Genomic DNA, 19,986 nt, shown 5'->3' with positions numbered 1-19,986 from the left:
CTAACCCTCCTGCTGCCTATTTCGAGCGCATTAATGTCTGACGCAGCGCAGTAGGTGTCTCTAGTACCTTCAAGCAACCCGAAACTACATTCGTCAAAGCCGTCTCGCTTACCCAAACAGGTATTTCCAACTGATCTGTCAGATATCTGTCTAAGCCAGAAAGCAAACCGCCGCCGCCGGTTAGCAAAATACCGTTTTGAATGATATCGCTTGCAAGATCAGGGTTTGTAGTCTTGAAAGTGTCTTTAATGTGCAGCACCATTTCTTCAATTGGTGCCTGCAGCGCCGCGCGCACATCTTCTGATTGGATAGTTACTTCTTTAGGCTGCTCGGTATAGACATCTTGTCCAGAAATTATCATGTCGCGTTCGCGCCCGTCTTCAAAAGGCAAAACGCTACCAATTTTTATCTTGATAACCTCGGCCGTGCGCTCGCCTATCTTTATGCCCAAAAGATCGCGCAGATGCATCGCGATAGCTTCATCTAGCCTATTGCCCGCCAAGCGCAAACTAGACGACGAAACAATACCGCCAAGCGATATAACAGCAACCTCTGTTGTGCCGCCTCCAATGTCTACCACCATGCTACCTGTTGGCTCTGTAACTGGAAGATCGGCACCCATAGCTGCCGCCATAGGCTCTTCTATTAGATACGCCTGACGCGCGCCCGCCTGAATGGCAGCCTCAAAAACCGCACGCTTCTCTACACTGGTGGCACCGCACGGAATGCATATAACAATGCGCGGCTTCGCCTGCCACGGATACTTACGATCGCTTGCCTTGCTGATAAACGCAGAAAGCATAGCTTCCGTAACATCGTAGTCGGCTATAACGCCATCTTTCAGCGGATGTTCAGCCGAAAAAGCATCAGGCGTGTGGTTAATCATGTTTTTCGCTTCATGCCCTACGGCAAGCACCCTATGTGTACTTTTCTCAATAGCTACAACTGAAGGCTCGTTTATTACGATGCCCTCGCCTGTAATAGCCACAAGGGTATTGGCAGTACCCAAGTCAATTGCCATGTCGGTTGACATGTTGCCACCAATATTTGCAAATCTATCAAATATCGACATAGAGGAAGTCCCCGTTCGTCAATTACTTATTACAGCACAAACGCAAATTACGATTTTACCATAGCCTATCTGCGCGGGCTCATCTTTGCGCATTTTATGAAGAGTTTTGCGCGAAACCACTAAATACAACCCAGCCGGTGAAGTTTTTTCAGAAAAATGGTCAAAACTTCCAGCTTTCCACAGTCAGAAAGGGCAAATAGCCCTCATTGATGCGTCGCCAAATACTGTTTGCCCAGTGTCCTCCACAATTCAGTTAAGCAATTCGTTCTTTCGACCGTGGAAAGTCGAACTTTTTGACCATTTTGTAAGAAATTCTGCCCCGAGCACCTATTTGTGATAGAACCTGTGCTGTTCGTACTTCGGCTCACAGCATAAGTTGATGCCTAACGTGCGGTACAGCCTGCGATCGGTATGCGAAACTATAACCGAGAAAAACGCATCGCATCCGCGCAGTTCATCCAAACACTCTATCAACTTTTCAGCCAAAGGTTCTGTTACAGAGGAAATAGACAGGGCTATAAGCGTTTCGTCCGAATGTAGGCGCGGGTTGCTAGAATGCAAGTGACCAGTCTTCAAATGACATATCGGCTCGATAGCCTCATCGGTTATAACGTCTATTTCGTCATCTACCTCAGCTAGCGTCTTCAGCGCATTCATGAGAAGCGAACTTGCAGCACCTAGCAAATTGGAGGTTTTACCAGTTACTATGCGCCCGTCAGGCAAAACCATAGCGCCGGCAGGTGCGCCTGTCATTTCCTCTTTCAACATTGCTGCCGAGCGCGGAGGAAAGTTATTCGCCGCAATTCCCGACTGATTCAAAAGCATTTCCAGCCTTTTCACAGTATCTGTTCCAACGCCGGTTTCTTTGGCTTCGACCGCATGATGGAAATAGCGACGCATGATCTCTAAGTTGGCGGCTTCGCGCACAGCTTCATCGTCGTAAATTGCATGCCCTGCCATATTTACGCCCATGTCGGTTGGAGAAAGATACGGACTTTTTCCCATAATCTTTTCCAGCATGGTTTTAAGCACGGGGAAAATTTCTATATCGCGGTTGTAATTTACAGTGGTTGTGCCATATGCCTCCAAATGGAATGGGTCTATGGCGTTTGAATCGTCTAAATCTACCGTGGCAGCTTCATATGCTATGTTCACCGGATGCTGCAAAGATAAGTTCCAAATGGGAAATGTTTCGTACTTTGCATACCCTGCATTTATGTTGCGTTTGTGCTCGTGATATAACTGCGACAAACAAGTTGCCATTTTGCCAGAGCCGGGACCGGGCGCTGTTACTACCACTAGCGGGCGCGTTGTAGGAATGTAGTCGTTTTTGCCGTAGCCTTCGTCGCTTACTATGTGGTCTATATCGTAGGGATAGCCGGCAATTGGGTAATGCAAACTGTGCGCAATTCCAAGCGAATCTAGGCGGCGGCGAAAAGCATCGGCTGCAGGCTGGCTGGTATAGTGCGTTATTACTACGTTGCTAACAAGAAATCCTAAGCTTTGCAGCACATCCATCAGTCGCAAAACGTCTTCATCGTAAGTTATTCCCAAGTCGCCGCGCTTTTTGTTCGACTCTATGTGGTTCGCATTCACCGCGATTATTATTTCTAAGTCGTCTACCATAGACTGCAACATACGTATTTTGCTATCGGGCTCAAAGCCGGGCAAAACGCGCGAAGCGTGCAAATCGTCAAAAATTTTCCCGCCAAACTCTAGGTATAGTTTGCCGCCAAAATGCGATATACGTTCACGGATTCTCTCTGCCTGCATCGTTATATATTTCGCATTGTCAAAACCTTCGCGCATTATGCCTCCCAAAATCGCAGCGGAGTTTTGCCGACGTGGTTGCTTGGAGTGGCTAGGCGACATTTGAAGCGGTTCTGCAATTTAAGCCAACCCCTTAACATCTATGCAACAAACTAGTGGGAGTATAACTCATATGTGTGTGCAATCGCGCAAAATAAGGCGAAGGCAGCGAAGGATTGGAAGAATATGACCAAGCATATCTTCGTTACCGGCGGTGTAGTTTCATCGCTTGGGAAGGGAATTACGGCGGCGTCTTTGGGGCATTTGTTGAAGGCGCGCGGCTACAAAGTAACTATGCAGAAAATGGACCCGTATCTAAATGTTGATCCGGGCACTATGAGCCCTTTTCAGCACGGCGAAGTGTTTGTTACCGAAGATGGGCACGAAGGCGACTTAGACCTTGGACACTACGAGCGCTTTATCGACGAAAACCTATCTCGCGAAAGCAACTTTACGCAGGGCAGCATATATCAAACTTTGATAAGCCGCGAACGTCGGGGCGATTTTCTGGGTGGCACCGTGCAGGTAATTCCGCATGTAACTGAAACAATAAAAGAGCGCCTGCGCCGTATAGCTGAACAGTCGGGTGCCGATATTGTTATATCTGAAATTGGTGGCACCATAGGCGATATCGAAAGCCTGCCATTTATAGAAGCGGCGCGCCAGTTCAAAAAGGAAAACACGCCGGGCGATGTTTTGTTTATACACGTTACGCTGGTTCCCTATATTGCTGCCGCGCACGAGGTAAAAACGAAGCCCACCCAGCACTCTGTTAAGGAATTGCGCAGCCTTGGGGTGCAACCCGATTTCATAGTGTGTCGCTCTGACCACGAAATAAGCGATTCTGTGCGCGAAAAGATAGCGCTGTTTTGCGACGTTAACCCCGAAGAAGTGCTGGCATGCGTAGATGCGCCCAGCATTTACGAAGTGCCGATAAGCCTATACGAGCAGGGCTTCGATGCAATGGTGCTAAATCGTATGGGACTTTCTCCCCACAGAGCCGACCTGTCCGATTTGCGCAACTTCCTAGATGCCGCGCAGCGCTGCAGCGGAGAAATTGACATAGCCGTGGTGGGCAAGTATGTAAGTCTTCCCGATGCGTATCTTTCAGTTATAGAGGCGCTAAGACATGCAGGCGTTGCGCATGGCAAGCACGTAAACGTGCACTTGGTAGATGGCGAGATGCTAAGCGATTCAAATGCTGCCGACACGTTAGGTCAGATGGATGGCATTCTTGTGCCGGGCGGTTTTGGGCAACGCGCGTTCGAAGGAAAGATAGCTGCTGCGCACTACGCGCGTGAAAACAACATTCCATATTTGGGAATTTGTTTGGGGCTGCAGGCGGCAGTATGTGAATTCGCACGCAATGTGGCAGGGCTTGAAGGCGCAACTTCTGCCGAATTTGACGAAGAAGCCGCCAACTGCGTTATAGATTTAATGCCCGAGCAAGAAGATGTGGAAGACAAGGGCGGCACTATGCGGCTTGGGTCGTATCCGTGTAAGGTTATGCCGTCTACAAAAGCGGCGGCGGCATATGGAGAGGCGCTGGTGTACGAGAGGCATCGCCATCGCTATGAGGTAAACAATGCTTTTCGCGATGCTCTTACAAGTGCGGGGCTTGTTATAAGTGGTCTTTCGCCCGACGAGCGCCTAGTGGAAATGGTGGAATTGCCCGAACATGTCTGGTTTGTGGCTAGCCAAGGGCATCCTGAATTTAAGAGCCGTCCGCACAGACCGCATCCGCTGTTTCGCGATTTCGTGGGGGCAGCCATAGCGCACCAAGCAAATTAAGCCGCAACGGCGCTGCTGCGCGACGGGGTTAGCGTGCGCCGCTGTTGTGTGATAGCGTTAGCCACGCGGCACCGCCGCGCGACCGCATTATCCACACGACACCGCCGCGCGACCGCATTAGCAACACGGCGCTGCTGTGCGCTAAACTTAGCGCATGGAGATAAACGAACTTATTCAGGAATACATTTCGTTTCTGCGCATAGAACGCGGAGCATCTCCCCTTACGGTTAAGAATTATTCCCACGACCTTGCACTTTATGAAGAGCATCTGCATGACATGGGAATTACGCATCTTCAAGATATAGATCGCGCCGCCGTGCTAGATTTTGAGGCTTCCATTATGAAACAGGGCTATTCCGTAGCCACTTGCAAAAGACGCATGGCAGCTGTGAAAGCACTGCATAAATTTGCTATTCGCGAAGACTTCACGCAGATAAATCCCACATCGGCAATTCCGCTGCCCAAAATGCCCGAGCGCCTACCCGACGTGCTAACAATATCGCAAGTATGCGCGATGCTTGATCTGATGGATGCACCGTCGCCATCTGGCTTGCGCGACCGCGCCATGCTTGAAGTGCTTTACGGATGCGGCTTGCGTGTTAGCGAAACGGCAAACCTGAATTTACGCGATGTGTTTTTGGAAGAGGGCTTCTTGCGGGTGTTCGGCAAGAGCTCAAAAGAGCGCATTGTGCCTATAGGAGGCGCGGCGGTGCGCGCGTTAGCAGAATATATCGAAAACGGTCGCGCACCTCTTAGCATGAAGGCAAAAACATTGCGCCCCGAAGATGCCGGTGCGGTATTTCTAAATTCCCGCGGAGGACGAATAAGCCGCCAAAGCATTCATAAAATAGTTGCAAATGCGGGCAAAGGCGTAGGCATTGAAGGGCTTCACCCGCATACGCTTCGCCATTCGTTTGCCACCCACATGCTTGAAGGTGGTGCCGATTTGCGCGCAATACAGGAAATGCTTGGGCATTCCGATATATCAACCACGCAAATTTACACCCACATAGACCGCACGCATCTGCAAGAGGAATACTACGCCGCCCATCCCCGCGCTTAATTAGTGCATTTATTTCGAAAAAATGGTCAAAACTTCCAGCTTTCCACAGTGAAGATGGTCAATAGCAAGCTTGAATTATGGAGAACACTGGGCAAACAGTGTTCAATGATGCCTCGGCGGGTGCTATTAGGTGTGTTCGACCGTGGAAAGTCGGAAGTTTTGACCAAAAACAGTTTCCAAATTTACTTTGGGAGGAACAAGCAGCAACTTTAGCGCCTACGGAACAGCTTGCGCACCTTGTTCCAGATGTTAGTTACAAACGCAGCCTCATGCCAATCGCGTTTTACTGCTGGCGTAAACGTAACCACCAGAGCCGCGCAGCCTGCAACTACTACATATATAAAAGTAATCAGCACATTTCCAGATGCCGCAAAAACAAACGTATCAAGCGCATAGTAAACAGCGCCACCAACAACAGCGCCAGCAAGCCCCACAACAAACGCGCGCGCACACGCTACATACACGCAGCGCATATGCATTTCGCCACGGTAAAAACGACACAAATATGCAAAAGATAGAACATCGCCCACAAGGTAAGACACTATGGTGCCAACGGCTATCATTTCCATGCTAAGACCAAGAGTGTCGCGCAAAAATACAGAAGCCAAAATTACGCCAATTTGCAAAAGGCTAGCCACAAAAACTATAACCGAGCACACTGTCATCTTGCGAATGCTGGAAAATGCCATCTGAATATATGTATTCACGCCATAAAATGGCAGCGCAACAGCCATAACAGCTAAATAGCTGGCAATTTGCGACACAGCGTCGCCGGTGAAAGCGCCTATGCGATACAGCCCAACAAGCGGGCTTGCAAACACAATAAGATACATCGCAAAAGGAATCATAAGGAAGAATATTTGGCTTGACCCGCTTAATATGCCGCGAACAACACCTTTAGTGTCGCCGTCGGCTTGCATGGCTGAAAGCTCGGTAAACATAGCAGTAGCCACAGGAATTGCCAAAAACGAATACGGAAACGTAAACCAAAGGCGCGAATACGCTATAACGCTAGGTCCATTATCGGCAAACGTATACGCCGCCGCATTCCCAACCGACACTACTGCAAAGCCTATAAAGGTATTCAGCAGCGCCGGCACACCAAGTTTTATAGTTTCCCCTAAGCCCGGATCGTGAAAATCGATCCTAGGTTTAAGCACAATACCATTGCGACGCAAACCCGGAAGCTGAATAAACAACTGAATAGCAACGCCCGCAGGATTGCCTATAGCAATTATATAAAGCGCCAATGTGGGGTTTTCTGGTGCCACAAAAGCATATGCAATAAATGTAACAATAACCACCAAATTGTTGAACACAGGTGCAATAGCGCCCCAAATATAGTCGCGGTTGGCGTTTAGCAGCCCAGAAATAATGGAAGATGCACCGTAGAATACCAACTGTACGGCAAAGAATTGGAAGAAAAATACCGAGGTAGACATTTCCTCTTGATTTGAGAAAAACGTTTGTGTGTATATAACTTGCGCCGGAAATAAAATGCACAAAAGCGAAAGTATGCCCATTAAAAGAACGACTATCGTTAGTAAATTCGACGCATATCTGCGGCTATAACTTCGCCCCATCTTGCGTTTAATAGACATGTATACCGGAAGAAAAGCTGTGGTAAGCATGCCACCCATAACCAACTCGTAAAGCATGTTTGGCAGGTTATTCGCCACCTGATACGAGCTGGATAAAAACGTTGCGCCCAGCGCAAATGCCATAGCCCACGTGCGTGCAAACCCAGTTATACGCGAAATTATGGTGCAGATGCTTATTATGGCAGCCGACGTGCCTATATTTGGACCGTTAGATATTTCATCGGCTTGCGACATGCTTATATGATACCTGAGTATACGCACTCAGATAAGCCACGCTTATAATGTTATCTATACAAAATGCGCTTAGCTATCTTACAAGCGAGAGGTGCAACATGCATGTTTTAGTAGTGCAGAACAGTAATAATAAAGATGCAATAGATGCAGCCATGTTACTGGTGGCTTATTTCATGTCGCAAAAAATTGACTACACAACTTTATCGTCGGACGAATTGTATAGCAAAGACTTCGCTACGCAGGGAAAACTTGCCGCGCGCGATGCTGTGCAGTCGTGCGACTTAGCTGTGGTTTTAGGTGGAGACGGCACAATTTTGCGAACAGCGCGTCTTTTGGCAAATAAGGAAACGCCCATTTTGGGAATTAATTTTGGTCACTTAGGTTTTTTGGCGAACAGCGCTGAAGTTGGTGTTGTGGAATTAACGTCGCGCGCGCTTGTTGGCGAGTTACTATGCGAAAAACGCGCCAATCTAGTATGCCAAGTGGTTTGCGAAGGCGAAAACGACCCCTATATAGATAGCACGCCCAGCCCTAACAGCAGCCCTAACAGCGAGCGCGAATTTTTCGCACTAAACGAAATTGCCATTACGCGCGGCGCTATGGGGCGCACGCTAAAATTTGCGCTAGATATATCGGATAGCCGCATTGGGAATTTCGGCGGCGATGGCATAGTGGTTGCCAGCGCAACTGGCTCCACCGCATATGCACTAGCTGCGGGCGGACCGCTTGTAGCACCCAGCTTTAGCGGGCTTATCGCACAACCCATAGCGCCACACACGCTATCGGCGCGCACAGTGGTAACTAACCCTAACGATGTTGTGTGCATAGAACTTCTGCGCGATGTAGATGCGCAGGCCGCCACCATATTAGCCGATGGCGACCTGCTTGAAACTGAATGCCCAATAAAGCGCGTCTACATACGCAAAGGCAGCACTCCTACAAATTTGCTATACGCCGATGCAGGGCACTTCTACAACTACGCTGCAAAAACTTTCTTTGCAGGATAGCTGGCTTACCAACACGCGCTAGTCTTCTTTGCGCCGGCGGCTACGATTGCCAGACAGAACCGCTACGCCAGCCGCTCCACATGCAAGCGCCATAAGAAGCGTGCATGCAGGTGCATTTAAGTCTCCTGTTTTGGCTAGCGCCTGCAAACGACGTATTTCGCGCGAAGCCTTGGTATTGCTGCCCGAATACGGCACCGGTCCAAACTCTACAACTAAAGTATGGTCTGCTTGCACGTTGCTAAACGTGTAAGAAGACATATTCCAATCTTGCTTTTTGCCATCAACGACAATGTTAGCCACGCGCCAGCTTTCATTCTTAGGCTTGAAATGGAATGTAAATTCGTCTCCCCGCTTCACAGATTGTACAGGCTCTTCAACAATAGAACCATAATTGTCGTTAGCCACGCTAGCTACAAGGGTAAAAGTATCTTCGCCCATCAACTTGAATCGCACATGCACAATTAAATCGTCTGTCATTTCGCGCAAATTCTTTGACGGAACAGTAAGCTCATACAATTTCTGCTTCACCTGCGCCTCGTCAGCGTAAGCATATTCAGCCCCGCTTAACAGTGCAGCTATAGAGCGACTTTCGCTAACCTGCGGCGTTACGGAAGCAACGCGTATGTTTTTGTTTTCCGCATTAGCAAGTGTTTGCTTGCCTTTCTCTGAAAGCCCGCTTTCTGTGCGGTCTTCAAGCCATCCATCGGGCACTTCGCTATCGTTTAGACGCACATAATCTAAGTCGCTACCTTCTAAGGGCGTTATAACAATCATTAAATCCTCTGCGCCGCTATCGCCCACAAGCCACGAATAAACCCCGCCATGTGTGGCTATGCCCTCACCGCCACCAGTATCTATAACTACCTGTATTTGGCGTGCTTTTTCTATTCCGAACTGCGGTTTAACACTATTCCCCAACCGCAAAAAGTTAACCGTTTTTGTAACGGGATCGAACGTGAAGATGGTAGTAGCGCCTTCCTTGTTCGGATAGTAGTACGTGTACAAGCCATCCGCATCCGCGCCTTCCCTATCAAGCCCATCGGGCGATAACACATAGTCGTGCGGGTTAAACCCATCTCCTGTTGCCGGCTGGCTGCGATCTGTCCAGTAAATGGTGAAGTCGGTGCCGTCAACATTTACAACTACGCTGTCTACCACGTTATATGTGCCATCCTCATTTTTGCCGGGCTTGGGAATTGCAGTCCAATCGCGACCATCGCCATCACCTTCGCCGTCAAAGTCGTTCGATGTGTCGCCGTCACCACTCCAAACGGGAACATCGCTACCGCCGCCGGTAATGGTTCCTTCTCCGTTGCCACCCACGTCTCCGCTTATTTCGGTGCTGCTGTCATAGCCCGGGTCTTCGCTAACCTGCTTAAACTTAACAACTACCGTATGGTCGGCGGTTAGGTTTTCAAAAACTATATTCGGGCGCTTGCCAATAAGATCTACGCTAGATACATCGCCATATTTCGCCGCGTCGGAAGATGCTGCGTCCAAGCCATCTACCGTAACGGCATCTACAGCCCAATATTTACCATCTTGCGCCTCTGCCGGATAGAAATATACTCGCGCCGACGCAACGCCGCTAGCATCCTGAGTTACAGTTTGTGTAGGCGTTATTTTGCCGCCATTGCCCTCAACTTTCGTTTCTACCACAAAACTTTTGACCGAAGAAGGCACGCGCTCAAAGCTGTAAAGAACCTCAATTTCTTGGGCGGCGTCGGGCGTGGTACTGCTGATAATGTTGCTAGACAGCAATTCGGTCAAACCCACACTAAACGAATATCCATCACCTGCAGGCTTGCCCGTAACGTCTAACACATTACCGTTTTCCCCTTTCAGGGTTATAACAGGGTTGCCGCCCGCATCTTTTTTGATATCGAAGCCACTGTTGGGCGAAGCTTTTATTACAAGCTGGTTGTCGTGGGAAATGTACGTCTGACCGCCTTTAACGCTAGGCATAGTGGCAACTATATCTCCCGCAGAATCGCCGCCGCTCACATTGCCTTTTGAATCGGGCGTGCTGTTGCCATCCACCACAACGTCTATTTTGTAGTCGAGCGCGCGGAAGCTATACACCACCTCAACATCTTCAACAACATTCAGCAATGTAATAGACGGCGCTTCTTCCGCGGAATAGCTAACAATGTTTCCGCTAGTAAAGGTGGCTTTTGCGCCCGTTATTTCGTATCCCAAATTCGGCGCGGCATTCAAAGTTATGTTATCGGTGTTTTTCACGGTGAACGGTCCGGTGCCGCCATTCACGCTGCCTGCGCTAAGCGCTACAGGGTTCGTGTCGCCAGCCTGCATAACGCTAACTGTATGCTGGGGCACCACAATAGTTCCTGCCACATAATTCACTGTAATTTGAAGCGGCGTTGAATAGTTGGAAATGGACAGATTGTCGCCATCTACAGTGTAAATTTTCGCATCTGCATCGTTTAAGCTGCCATCCGGGTTCACGGGAGTTACCGTAACCGACTCTACGCGCTTACCCTTGTCGGTGTTGAAGCTAAGCTGAAACGCGCCATCTTTGGGGACTTGATACGTATTGCCAGAACCGCCTTTAGGCGCAACCTCCGCACCGTCTACTAAAACCATCACCTGACTTAAATCTGGCTCTTCACCGGTTTTAATAATTTCTACATCGACCAATTCATCGGGGTTTTCGGGTGCGACAGCCTTTTTCGCAAAAGTAACCTGCACAGTTATATTGCATGAAGTGTCGTCTGCATCTAAGCCGAACATTTCGCGGCTTAGTTTGGCGAATTTGATTACATTGCCCTGAATAGTAAGCTGCTCGGGGGTAAGCGAAATTTCCGTGCCGCCCGTGCCACCCGCGCCCGCGCCTGCGCCACCCGTGCCGCCCGTGCCACCTGCGCCGCCTTTGAAGATTGTAACATTGCTAACGTAGTACGGCGGCTCGGCACTAATGTTTGGATGCATGGTGAATTGAACATCGGTTGCGCCTAAGTTGCGCTTATAGCCCTCGGCAGGCAGCACCACATTGCCGTCGGTTTCGGCATCTTCAGCAGCGCCTTCAATCTTTACTTTAGGCGTGAATGTAAAAGCAACATCGTCTTCACTTGGCTTTACAACCTTATGAGTTAGCGCGAAAGTGCCAAACACACGACCCGCACCCGCAGGCACGCCAATTACTGCGACAACACGCGCCGGCTTACCCGATACTGCGTTTTCATATACATATTGAACACCATCTAAACTTGCAGCAGAAGATGCCAGCGCAGGGCTTGTTTCCGCGTCTTTTTGCCACAGCAGATGAACGCCCGCCGCGTCAAGCGTTTTGGCTATGTTTTCAGGCGACTTATCGCTTAAAGCGCTAACAGTATCCAAAATTGATGCGCCCGAGGCACCATCATCGCTTACAGCATAACCAGATATGTCATAAGTCAGCGCAAGCGTGTCGCTATATACATCTTTCTCTGAATCGTTCACAATTTTTGGAAGCCACACCGAGCCCTCGGTTATTACCGCATCAAGCCCGGTTGCAAAATCGCCCATTTCTTTGCTGGCAGCAACTTCGTCCACATCTAAAATAGATTCCTTTAGAATGTTGCCTTCAGCTTTCCATATGTAGTTGTCCTCAGTTGCATCTTGCTTGTCGGTTTTGTTCCAATACAGCGGCTGTGTGCGCAATTCGGGATTATAAGAAACGCTAACTACGCGCCTAGTGTCCGCCTCGCCATTCAGCGTTTTTGAAAGCGAACCGGCATCGTTTGTTACCTCTACCCAGTATGTCCATACGTCATCTGGCTGCATACCAGCGCTGCTTATAGGCAGCTCGAAGGTGTGCTTGCCATCTTTGTCGGTGCCGTCAAATGTAGAGGCGCGGGTAATTTCCGTTGCGCCCGCACCGTCGTTTTTGTCTATATACCAAACATAGCTGTACAGATATTTATCGCCGGAAAGCGACGCGCCCTCGGTGCTGAACTGCAACGTTTCCGTATCCGCGCCTGTAAACACCACGTCGTTACTTATCTGGGTGAATCGAAAACCAAGTTCGGTGGCTGCAATGTATGCTGTTGTGGAAATTTGGTCATGCTTCTCGGCACCCGCCGGCGTGCTACCCGCATTCGTTGGCGAGGCAGCAAACTCGTCAATTTGCTGCTGCGTTTCCTCAACCGAGTTGCCGCCTACGCTGCCAAAGCTGTCGTCTACAGCCTGTTCGTCGGCAGTTTTGTCCAAGCCGTCCGCCGTGGACGCATTCGCAACAATTGGCACCATGCCAACGCATAGTGCCACCGCAACGAACACGCTCAGAATCTTTTTCGTGAAGCATTTCATAGCGAATTCCTTTTCCAAATCCCTTTCCCAGCAAATCCCTTTAGATCGCCATTCCGAACAAAACCTACGCGCGATAGGTCGGGCTTAAACTAGATGCCACGCCCACCAATTTTGTTTGGAATGACGAGCAATCAACTCAGCACCACTAGCGTTACTTTCGCCGCAGCCTGCCCTATTTCTTCCTCGGTTTCAGGGTCTAGCGCTGTGAAAGTGGCTGTTGCCGGGTAAGTGCCCGCAGGCAAATCTACAGCCAGCTTGTCGCTTTGTATGTGGTGGTTCGGCTCTATAATTCCGCTTTCGTACACTTGCTGCCCATCGCTGTCTAGCGTTAAAACAACCTGCATCAAATATCTGTTTCCGGGCACATTTTCTATTTTTATTTCGCCTGCGCTTGTGCCATCTTGGAACTGTACTATTGACGCAATGGATATGTTGAACATTCCCTCATCTACAGTTCTATCAAGTTCTGCCTGAATTTCTTCGGCTGTTTTGCCTTCTAGCTGACCTAAATCGCCCGCACGATTTTTGCCGCCGTTGCACATTTGCATGCCTATAAGCACAGCCGCTATAACAGCAAGTATTGCAACTACAATTGCAATCCAGAATACGGGTCCGCGCTTGCGTTGCTTGCCGTTGTCGTTTGTGGTCTGACTTGTGGTCGGCGCTTGATAGCCCATTTGTTGCGCTGCGATGTACTGCGCATACTGCGGCGCGTACTGCTGATAAGCCGCTGCATTGCCTTGCTGTGTGTACGGCTGACCAGCGTAGGGTTGACCTGCGTAAGGTTGACCCGCATGTGGCTGACCAGCGTAGGGTTGATTGACGGCGCTAGGTTGACCAGCGTAGGGCTGACCACCTGCCTGCGGCTGACCTGCCTGCGGCTGACCACCTGCCTGCGGCTGATACCCATACGGCAAAGAGCCGGGTTGAGGCGCTTGATTAGCGCCTCTCCCCATGCCGTAGCCATGCACCCTAGTGGCACCGTTTTGCGCATCGCCGCACGTCGCCCCAAAATTTGGGTCGTTGTAAGGGTTTTGCGAGTTATTGCTATTCGGTGCCATATCGAGTGTTCCTTTTGTTGTAGGTTGTTAGTGGCTTATGCGCTTTTGTACATATCCCATTGGTCGAAGAAATCTGTATTACCAGTTGAATCTTTCTTGAGATCTGCAACATGCTGCGGTGCACGCACAGTGAATTTGATGGTGAAAGCCTTAACGAATCCTGCTTCCTCGTTGTAGTTCAAAAGCTTCGAGCTAGCTACATCAAGCTGCAGACCTAGTTCGTTCGCTAAGACCTTACCACTAGCATCTCCAGCAGATTCTACAGTAGTATTGCCCTTGCGAGGAATGATGTAATTCAAATTGTTAATCGTTTTTTTCATTTGTACATATGTGGAACCACCAGCGTCAGCTGTAACGTCACCAACAATTTTGGCAGTAGTTTCCTGCTTCACAAATGTCCGATCTGCTTTCTTAGCGGAATCGGAAACATTGGCAGTGCTGTCAAAATAACCGGCTGTCAAATTGGCTGCAATTACACCGTATTTAGCAGAAACTTGAGCTTCATCAGTATCGCTTATCTTTATATACGGATTATAAGAAGTTGGATCCTCCGCTATGGCGATATCCTCACCCTTACTTGGCAGCCAATCAACTTGAGTTGTACCTGTGGTCACAGTAACACCGTCACCTGCATACATTTCGGTTTCGATTCCAGAAACTACAAGACCAGCTTGGTCGTTATTGTTGGTGATAGTGTAAATGCCAGAGTGCGGGGTCATCAGCTTGCCGCCACCCATATCGCCAACCATAGCAATCTTCAAGGGAAGCGTTGCATCTATCTGATAGGTGACAGCACCCAGATATGCTTCCGTGCTTGCTGTAGCTTCTTTCTTTTCTACACTGTCACTATCGTTAGTGTCTTTAAAGTTTTCTGTTGCACCATTATCCACTTGACCGTATTCATCGACCTTTGGTGCAGGATTATCTTCAGTACTTTCGCCTATCTCGTCGAACGGTGCTGCCGGTGCAGCGAATGCTGGCAGTGCGGTTCCTACAGCCAGCGCAGCGCTAAGCCCTATAGCGCTCAAAACCTTACTAGTCTTCTTCATGGCTTTTCCTCCTTTAGTTATCAGCCATTTCGTCCTGCTTTTTGTGTTCCGCACGCCTATCGGCGTCCGGAACGGGCCGACGTTGCGACCTTCTGTGACATTTCACCTTGGCGTTCAAGCCATACACCGCCGCACAGAGGCGTGCGGTGCATGTCTTTCGCGCCAATCTGAAACGTCACAGAAGCCCTCACTGTCTTTGCCTGTAATGCATCTCTTCTAAAACCTTTCTTTCAGTTGCTCCAAGGAACTGGAGAGAGCGGGGGTGTGCTCACAAAGCGAGTTCCGCAGCGAACAGAAATGTTCTGTGAACATTTCTGCAGAGCGAGGACTGCAGAGCGACTGAGCATTCCGCAGCCACCCCTACCTGCTCTTACGTTCTTGGTGACTTCAAAAATGTTTCACGTGAAACATTTTTAAGACACGCGCGACTGAGCATATCCCCGCTCGCTCCACAGCCTGCTCACCCCAGCGCATATCCCCGCTCTCTCCTTCCATCCCTAAGCTGCCACGTTCAGCGTTATCTTTGCGGCGGCTTGCCCTACTTCCTCGTATGTTGTGGGGTCAAGCGCCGTAAATGTGGCAGTCGCAGCATAAGTGCCAGCGTCCAAATCTTTCGTCAGCGTAATGTTCTCGATGTACTGATTCGGCTGAAGCATTCCGCTTTCGTAGAGCACCTCACCGGTCGTATCGTCAGTTATCACAACCTGCATGTTGTACTGATTGCCCGGCACGTTCTCGATGTATGCCGTCCCGTTCGATGCACCGTCGGCAAACTCAATAACACTGGCAATAGAAATGTTGAACATGCCTTCCTCAACCACGCGGTCAATTTCCGCCTGCATTTCTTCTTGGCTCTTGTAAGGCGCCTGACCGGTCCGCGCATTCGGGTCTAGCAAGCTGTTTCCGTTGCACGCGAACAGCCAAATAAGCAACCATGCAGCCAGCGCCACCACAACGCACGCTATTACAATAATCACGGTGCGTTTCTTGCGATTTTCCCCAGACACCGCAGCAGTAGCGCCCTGCGCACTTGGTCGCCTGCTGGCGCTAGGTCTGCCCGGAGCCTGCTCGGAATTCCCGCCGGGCACCCGCATGTTCACTTTTCCGCTTAGTCGCTGATTGTTGTTGTCGTTTGTCATTTCTGTCCTTTTTCTTGTCTTAGCGCAACGCGCTTCTACATTCTTCGCGCCCACAGCGCCCTACAATTGCTAGCCCTAGCTGCCGGATCCTGCCGAAGCCGGCGGCTCGTATACGCCTATCGTGTATTTCAAAGTTGCAATCTTTTTCAGACCGTTCAAATCTTCCAAATCGGCTTTCGTAATGTCGAAACCGGTGTCGAAAGTTACGCCGTAGTACACCGGCAGCTTGCCGGGCACAAGCGCCGTGCCTTCGCCAGTGGCAGGCTCTATGTACATGACTTCGCTATTGCGTGAAGTTAAGCGCAAGTCGCCGGGGCCATTCGCCATCTCAGCATTCAGCTGGTACTTGTAAATCCAGAAGTTGTCGCTGAACTGGCTTAAATCGGTGCTTATTTGGTAAGCAGAAGCCGGTAAACCACTTTCGAGAATTGTTTTATCCAATTCCGCAAAGCCGCCTTCAGGCAATACAACCGCGCTGCCATCCTTCTTAGCAAGTATGGTCAGATACGACTTGCTGTAGTTGCTACTAGCGTCGGTAGCATCCGCTGCGCCTTTATCCAGCTCAGCCAACGCGGCAGCGGCGTTGTCCACGCTGGTCACATCGTATATGCCAATGTTCACATCGCTTCTGTTCTGGAACTGACCGAATGTCTTTGCGTTCACCACAAATTCATCGCCAGCAGCCCCGGTGCCTGTATGTACTAGCTGTATCTGCGCTTCTACCGGAACATCTACATTTACAAGCGCAATCCACTTGGCATACAGGGTTAAATCGCTATTGATTGAGGTGGAAATATCCCATTCGCTTCCAAGCTGCACGCCGCCGCTATCGCTGGGCGTTCCTGTATACCAGCCTGCAAACAAATAGCCCGTGCGCGTAACTTTGGGATAAGTGAAGCCCGCAACGCTGTTTAGCGCATCACCAATAGGAACATCAACCGTAGTAGTGGGTGCACCACCATCGAAACTTCCACCATTTGCATCGAATGTAACTATTGCATTGCTGTTATTTTGCCATCTACCATAGAAAGTGATGTTTTCAGTAACGCTATCTATATTTGCAGCATCCGCCGTGCAAGCCGAATCCGAATACCAGCCTTTGAATGTATAGCCCTCAACAGATGCGGGCTGCGGCAAACTGCTTACAGCAAGTTTGTTGCCATATTTCACATACATATCCGGAGGCGCGCTTGGTGCACCGGCTGGTCCGCCGCTTATCACGAAGTTAATCGTTGCGTATTCCCCGGAAGTAGGCGGATCATCCGGGCTAATAGTTATCTCATTCCAAGCTGCATGAAGTTCGGTTATTCCGCTTTCAGCAGTAACACTGGTAACAGCAGAGCCTACACCCTTGCCAGAAGCGTCAAGCGCTGTATACCAACCCGCAAACTCATAAGCGGTATTAGCATCCTTAGCTGCACGCCACACATCCGGGTATGTTGGCGTAGTGAACGCATCAGGGTATTTGTATGTCTTGGTTACAGGAGATGTAGAACCATAAACATTGCCACCGTTCGGGTTAAGCGTAACGCTGTATTCCTTGCCTTCCCAAAGCGGCGTAAATGTGTAGTCGTGCTTGCCTTGAAGTGTTAATGCACCTAATCCATCAGCCGCAACCGTGCTAGTGTTGGTAGCACCATCAGACTTATCTACAACCTGCCAACCAGACACATGTTGATACGTTGCCTCAGGGTTGCCACCACCCGGCAGTTCAGAGCCAGCCGCCACGCTGCCGCCAGCGGGAATTTTCACAAAGCTGCTCTTTACATTAGTTGTATTGTCAGCCCACTTGGCACCGCTTGCATCGCCAAGCTGCCAAGTTGTACGCGCCGTATCGGCTTCTGTAACGTCAGGCTCAACTTCGGGGTTAACAACACGTATCGCCAGCGTGGTCGATGGGTTAACCGCACCTGTGCCAGTTTCGGAATCAATGGTGCCGCCCACATAAATACCTAGGTTAACTTCGCGGTCTATAGTTGTGCTGTACTCGTCCAACTTCGGAGTATCGGTGTCGGTGATATTAGGATCGGTTGCGCCGTCGCCAACATATATACCCAAGTCAACGTTGTGGTCTATGGTTGTACCGTACTCGTCCGGGTTCGGAGTATCGGTGCCAACTTCAGTTTCGCTGCTAAGCTCGCCAACATATATGCCAAGGTCAACATTGCAATCTGTTGTTGTGCTGTACTCGTCCAAATTCGGAGTATCGGTGCCAGTGATATTAGGATCGCTTTCGCCGTTGCCAACGTATATACCCAAGTCGGTAGTTATGCCAACGCTGGTATTACCACTTGCATCCGTTGTGCCCGGGCGAGTTATTGTTAAACCATTATCGCCAACGTATATGCCAAGGTCGGTGCTTGTCTGAATTTTGCCGGCTTCGGACGGGTTGCCATCACCAGTGCCACCGTCGACAACATCTTGCATCTGGCTATCTGCAGGGTTGGTTGCGCCACCTACATAAATTCCCAAATCTACATCAGCCGTAGCGCCGACAGTAGACGGGTCGCGGAAATGCTCTTCGTCTTTGGCACCTGTCGATTGCTCGCTTTCAGAAGGCGACCCAACATAAATACCCAAGTCAACATTGGCAGAAGCGCCCACGCTAGACGGGTCGCGGAAATGGTCGGTATCTTTGTTGTCGGAACCGGTTATTTGCTCGCTTTCGGAAGGCGACCCGACATAAATGCCTAAGTCAACATTGGCAGAAGCGCCCACGCTAGACGGGTCGCGGAAATGCTCTTCGTCAAGCCCCGCGCTTCCATCTTTCACTTTGTTAGCGCCAACAAAAACACCCAAGTCCTGCGTATATTCTATTTCCGTTGCAAATGCGCCCGATGGTGCCCAAGCCACCACAACCAATGCGCAAACAAGCGCAATTACGCTTGCAATAACGGCCGCTATCGGTTTTCGAATATCGTGCAAGGTTGCTGTCCTTAACATGCCATTCGCTTCCTTCGTCATCGGGCGCTTAGCCCGCTTGGTGTTCCCATGCCGCCTTTGTTGCCAATGCCGCGCAACAAAAACGGCTGCCATTTCTGACAACCGAATAGGAATGCAAGGACATATGCGCCGCAGCGCGACGCTTTAATATATTGAGTTTACTTAAACAGTCTTAGCCAGCATTTCATTAGCAGTATTTAGAGGCGGTGCACCCTCTATTATCGATCCGGTGAATTGCCAATTATCCGCCCAGTCGTCTTGACTTAATGCAGCCTCAAAACTGTCAAGCATTTCTTCGGTAACTACTTTGCCGTCCATAGTTTTAATTGGCTCCATTGTATCCACCTCTCATGCCTAGCTTATTGCATAAGATTACTTGCATGCCTATTCGATTGTCAAAGTGCTTGTTGTCAAAATGTTTCATGTGAAACATTTCTTTTGGCATCGCTTTTGTTGCCAATACCGCACAACAAAAACGGCTGCCATTTCTGACAACCGAATAGAAGACAAATATTTAGTTAAGGAAACTACGCAACAGGCATTATTTTATTAAGTCGTCATACAAACCATCATCTTCAGGGAAATATAATTCTGCTGGGAGAATGGTAATGCCAGTTTTTTCATCCGGTCTAATCATGGCAGGGTCATCCCAATTGATTTCCGGTTCGCTCTTTAACTCAGATTCCCGCATTCGCGATTCATCAGTTTGCGTCATGATTAACTCCTTGATTCCGAATGCTTACCCACATTGTAGATAGTTTGCGAAAAACGGACAAATTAAACCTTGTCTTCTATTCGATTGTCAAAGTGCTTATATGTGGCAACCGAATAGAAGACATGCATGCAATAAGGTAATATTTAGTGAAGCACTGGCATGGGGATGTAGTTTCCCTTGGGTCGGTGCTTTAC

The 19,986-nt window shown here is 49.5% G+C and carries 13 protein-coding genes; 3 read left to right on the top strand and 10 right to left on the bottom strand.

The features are described 5' to 3' along the window. Positions 1–16 precede the first annotated feature (16 nt). Both G7Y46_RS07445 and G7Y46_RS07440 read right to left on the bottom strand, forming a co-directional pair. Positions 17–1,033, bottom strand: a complete 1,017-nt coding sequence (locus G7Y46_RS07445; RefSeq protein ID WP_346773617.1) for a rod shape-determining protein — start codon at positions 1,031–1,033, stop codon at positions 17–19. Positions 1,034–1,399: 366 nt separating this feature from the next. Next, a complete protein-coding gene (locus tag G7Y46_RS07440) occupies positions 1,400–2,881 on the bottom strand; it encodes a DUF1846 domain-containing protein (RefSeq protein WP_165253696.1) in 1,482 nt (493 codons plus the stop codon). 186 nt (positions 2,882–3,067) lie between these two features. Here G7Y46_RS07440 and G7Y46_RS07435 point away from each other — a divergent pair, with 186 nt between their 5' ends. After that, positions 3,068–4,672: a CTP synthase gene (locus G7Y46_RS07435; protein WP_165253694.1), complete on the top strand. Its 1,605-nt coding sequence runs from the start codon at positions 3,068–3,070 to the stop codon at positions 4,670–4,672. A gap of 154 nt (positions 4,673–4,826) precedes the next feature. Then, positions 4,827–5,735: a site-specific tyrosine recombinase gene (locus tag G7Y46_RS07430; protein ID WP_241157094.1), complete on the top strand. Its 909-nt coding sequence runs from the start codon at positions 4,827–4,829 to the stop codon at positions 5,733–5,735. 209 nt (positions 5,736–5,944) lie between these two features. Here the strand turns inward: G7Y46_RS07430 and murJ are convergent, their stop codons facing one another. Continuing rightward, positions 5,945–7,570: a murein biosynthesis integral membrane protein MurJ gene (murJ, locus tag G7Y46_RS07425; protein ID WP_165253692.1), complete on the bottom strand. Its 1,626-nt coding sequence runs from the start codon at positions 7,568–7,570 to the stop codon at positions 5,945–5,947. A gap of 98 nt (positions 7,571–7,668) precedes the next feature. Here murJ and G7Y46_RS07420 point away from each other — a divergent pair, with 98 nt between their 5' ends. Further along, positions 7,669–8,577 (top strand): NAD(+)/NADH kinase, encoded by a 909-nt coding sequence (locus G7Y46_RS07420; protein WP_165253690.1) that lies wholly within the window; start codon positions 7,669–7,671, stop codon positions 8,575–8,577. 18 nt (positions 8,578–8,595) lie between these two features. On the opposite strand, the gene G7Y46_RS07415 is transcribed toward G7Y46_RS07420, so the two are convergent. From G7Y46_RS07415 to G7Y46_RS07385, 7 genes are all read right to left on the bottom strand, one after another. Continuing rightward, complete coding sequence (locus G7Y46_RS07415; RefSeq protein WP_165253648.1) at positions 8,596–12,903, bottom strand: hypothetical protein; 4,308 nt, start codon at positions 12,901–12,903, stop codon at positions 8,596–8,598. 113 nt (positions 12,904–13,016) lie between these two features. Beyond that, complete coding sequence (locus G7Y46_RS07410) at positions 13,017–13,946, bottom strand: hypothetical protein (protein WP_165253688.1); 930 nt, start codon at positions 13,944–13,946, stop codon at positions 13,017–13,019. Between the two features lie 35 nt (positions 13,947–13,981). Then, positions 13,982–14,995, bottom strand: a complete 1,014-nt coding sequence (locus G7Y46_RS07405) for a hypothetical protein (protein WP_165253686.1) — start codon at positions 14,993–14,995, stop codon at positions 13,982–13,984. Between the two features lie 497 nt (positions 14,996–15,492). Next, the gene (locus tag G7Y46_RS07400) at positions 15,493–16,134 is read right to left on the bottom strand and encodes a flagellar protein FliS (RefSeq protein ID WP_165253684.1); all 642 of its coding nucleotides are present in this window, start codon (positions 16,132–16,134) and stop codon (positions 15,493–15,495) included. A 75-nt stretch (positions 16,135–16,209) separates the two neighbouring features. Next, entirely contained in the window at positions 16,210–19,077 is a 2,868-nt protein-coding gene (locus G7Y46_RS07395; protein WP_165253682.1) for an InlB B-repeat-containing protein, read from the bottom strand. Between the two features lie 162 nt (positions 19,078–19,239). Next, positions 19,240–19,413 (bottom strand): hypothetical protein, encoded by a 174-nt coding sequence (locus tag G7Y46_RS07390; protein WP_165253680.1) that lies wholly within the window; start codon positions 19,411–19,413, stop codon positions 19,240–19,242. Between the two features lie 205 nt (positions 19,414–19,618). Continuing rightward, positions 19,619–19,792: a hypothetical protein gene (locus tag G7Y46_RS07385; RefSeq protein ID WP_165061640.1), complete on the bottom strand. Its 174-nt coding sequence runs from the start codon at positions 19,790–19,792 to the stop codon at positions 19,619–19,621. Positions 19,793–19,986: the final 194 nt, after the last annotated feature.

Source organism: Adlercreutzia sp. ZJ304 (assembly GCF_011039075.1).
In the GTDB taxonomy this organism is placed as follows: domain Bacteria; phylum Actinomycetota; class Coriobacteriia; order Coriobacteriales; family Eggerthellaceae; genus Adlercreutzia_A.
This window is presented reverse-complemented; position numbering and strand designations above follow the sequence as displayed.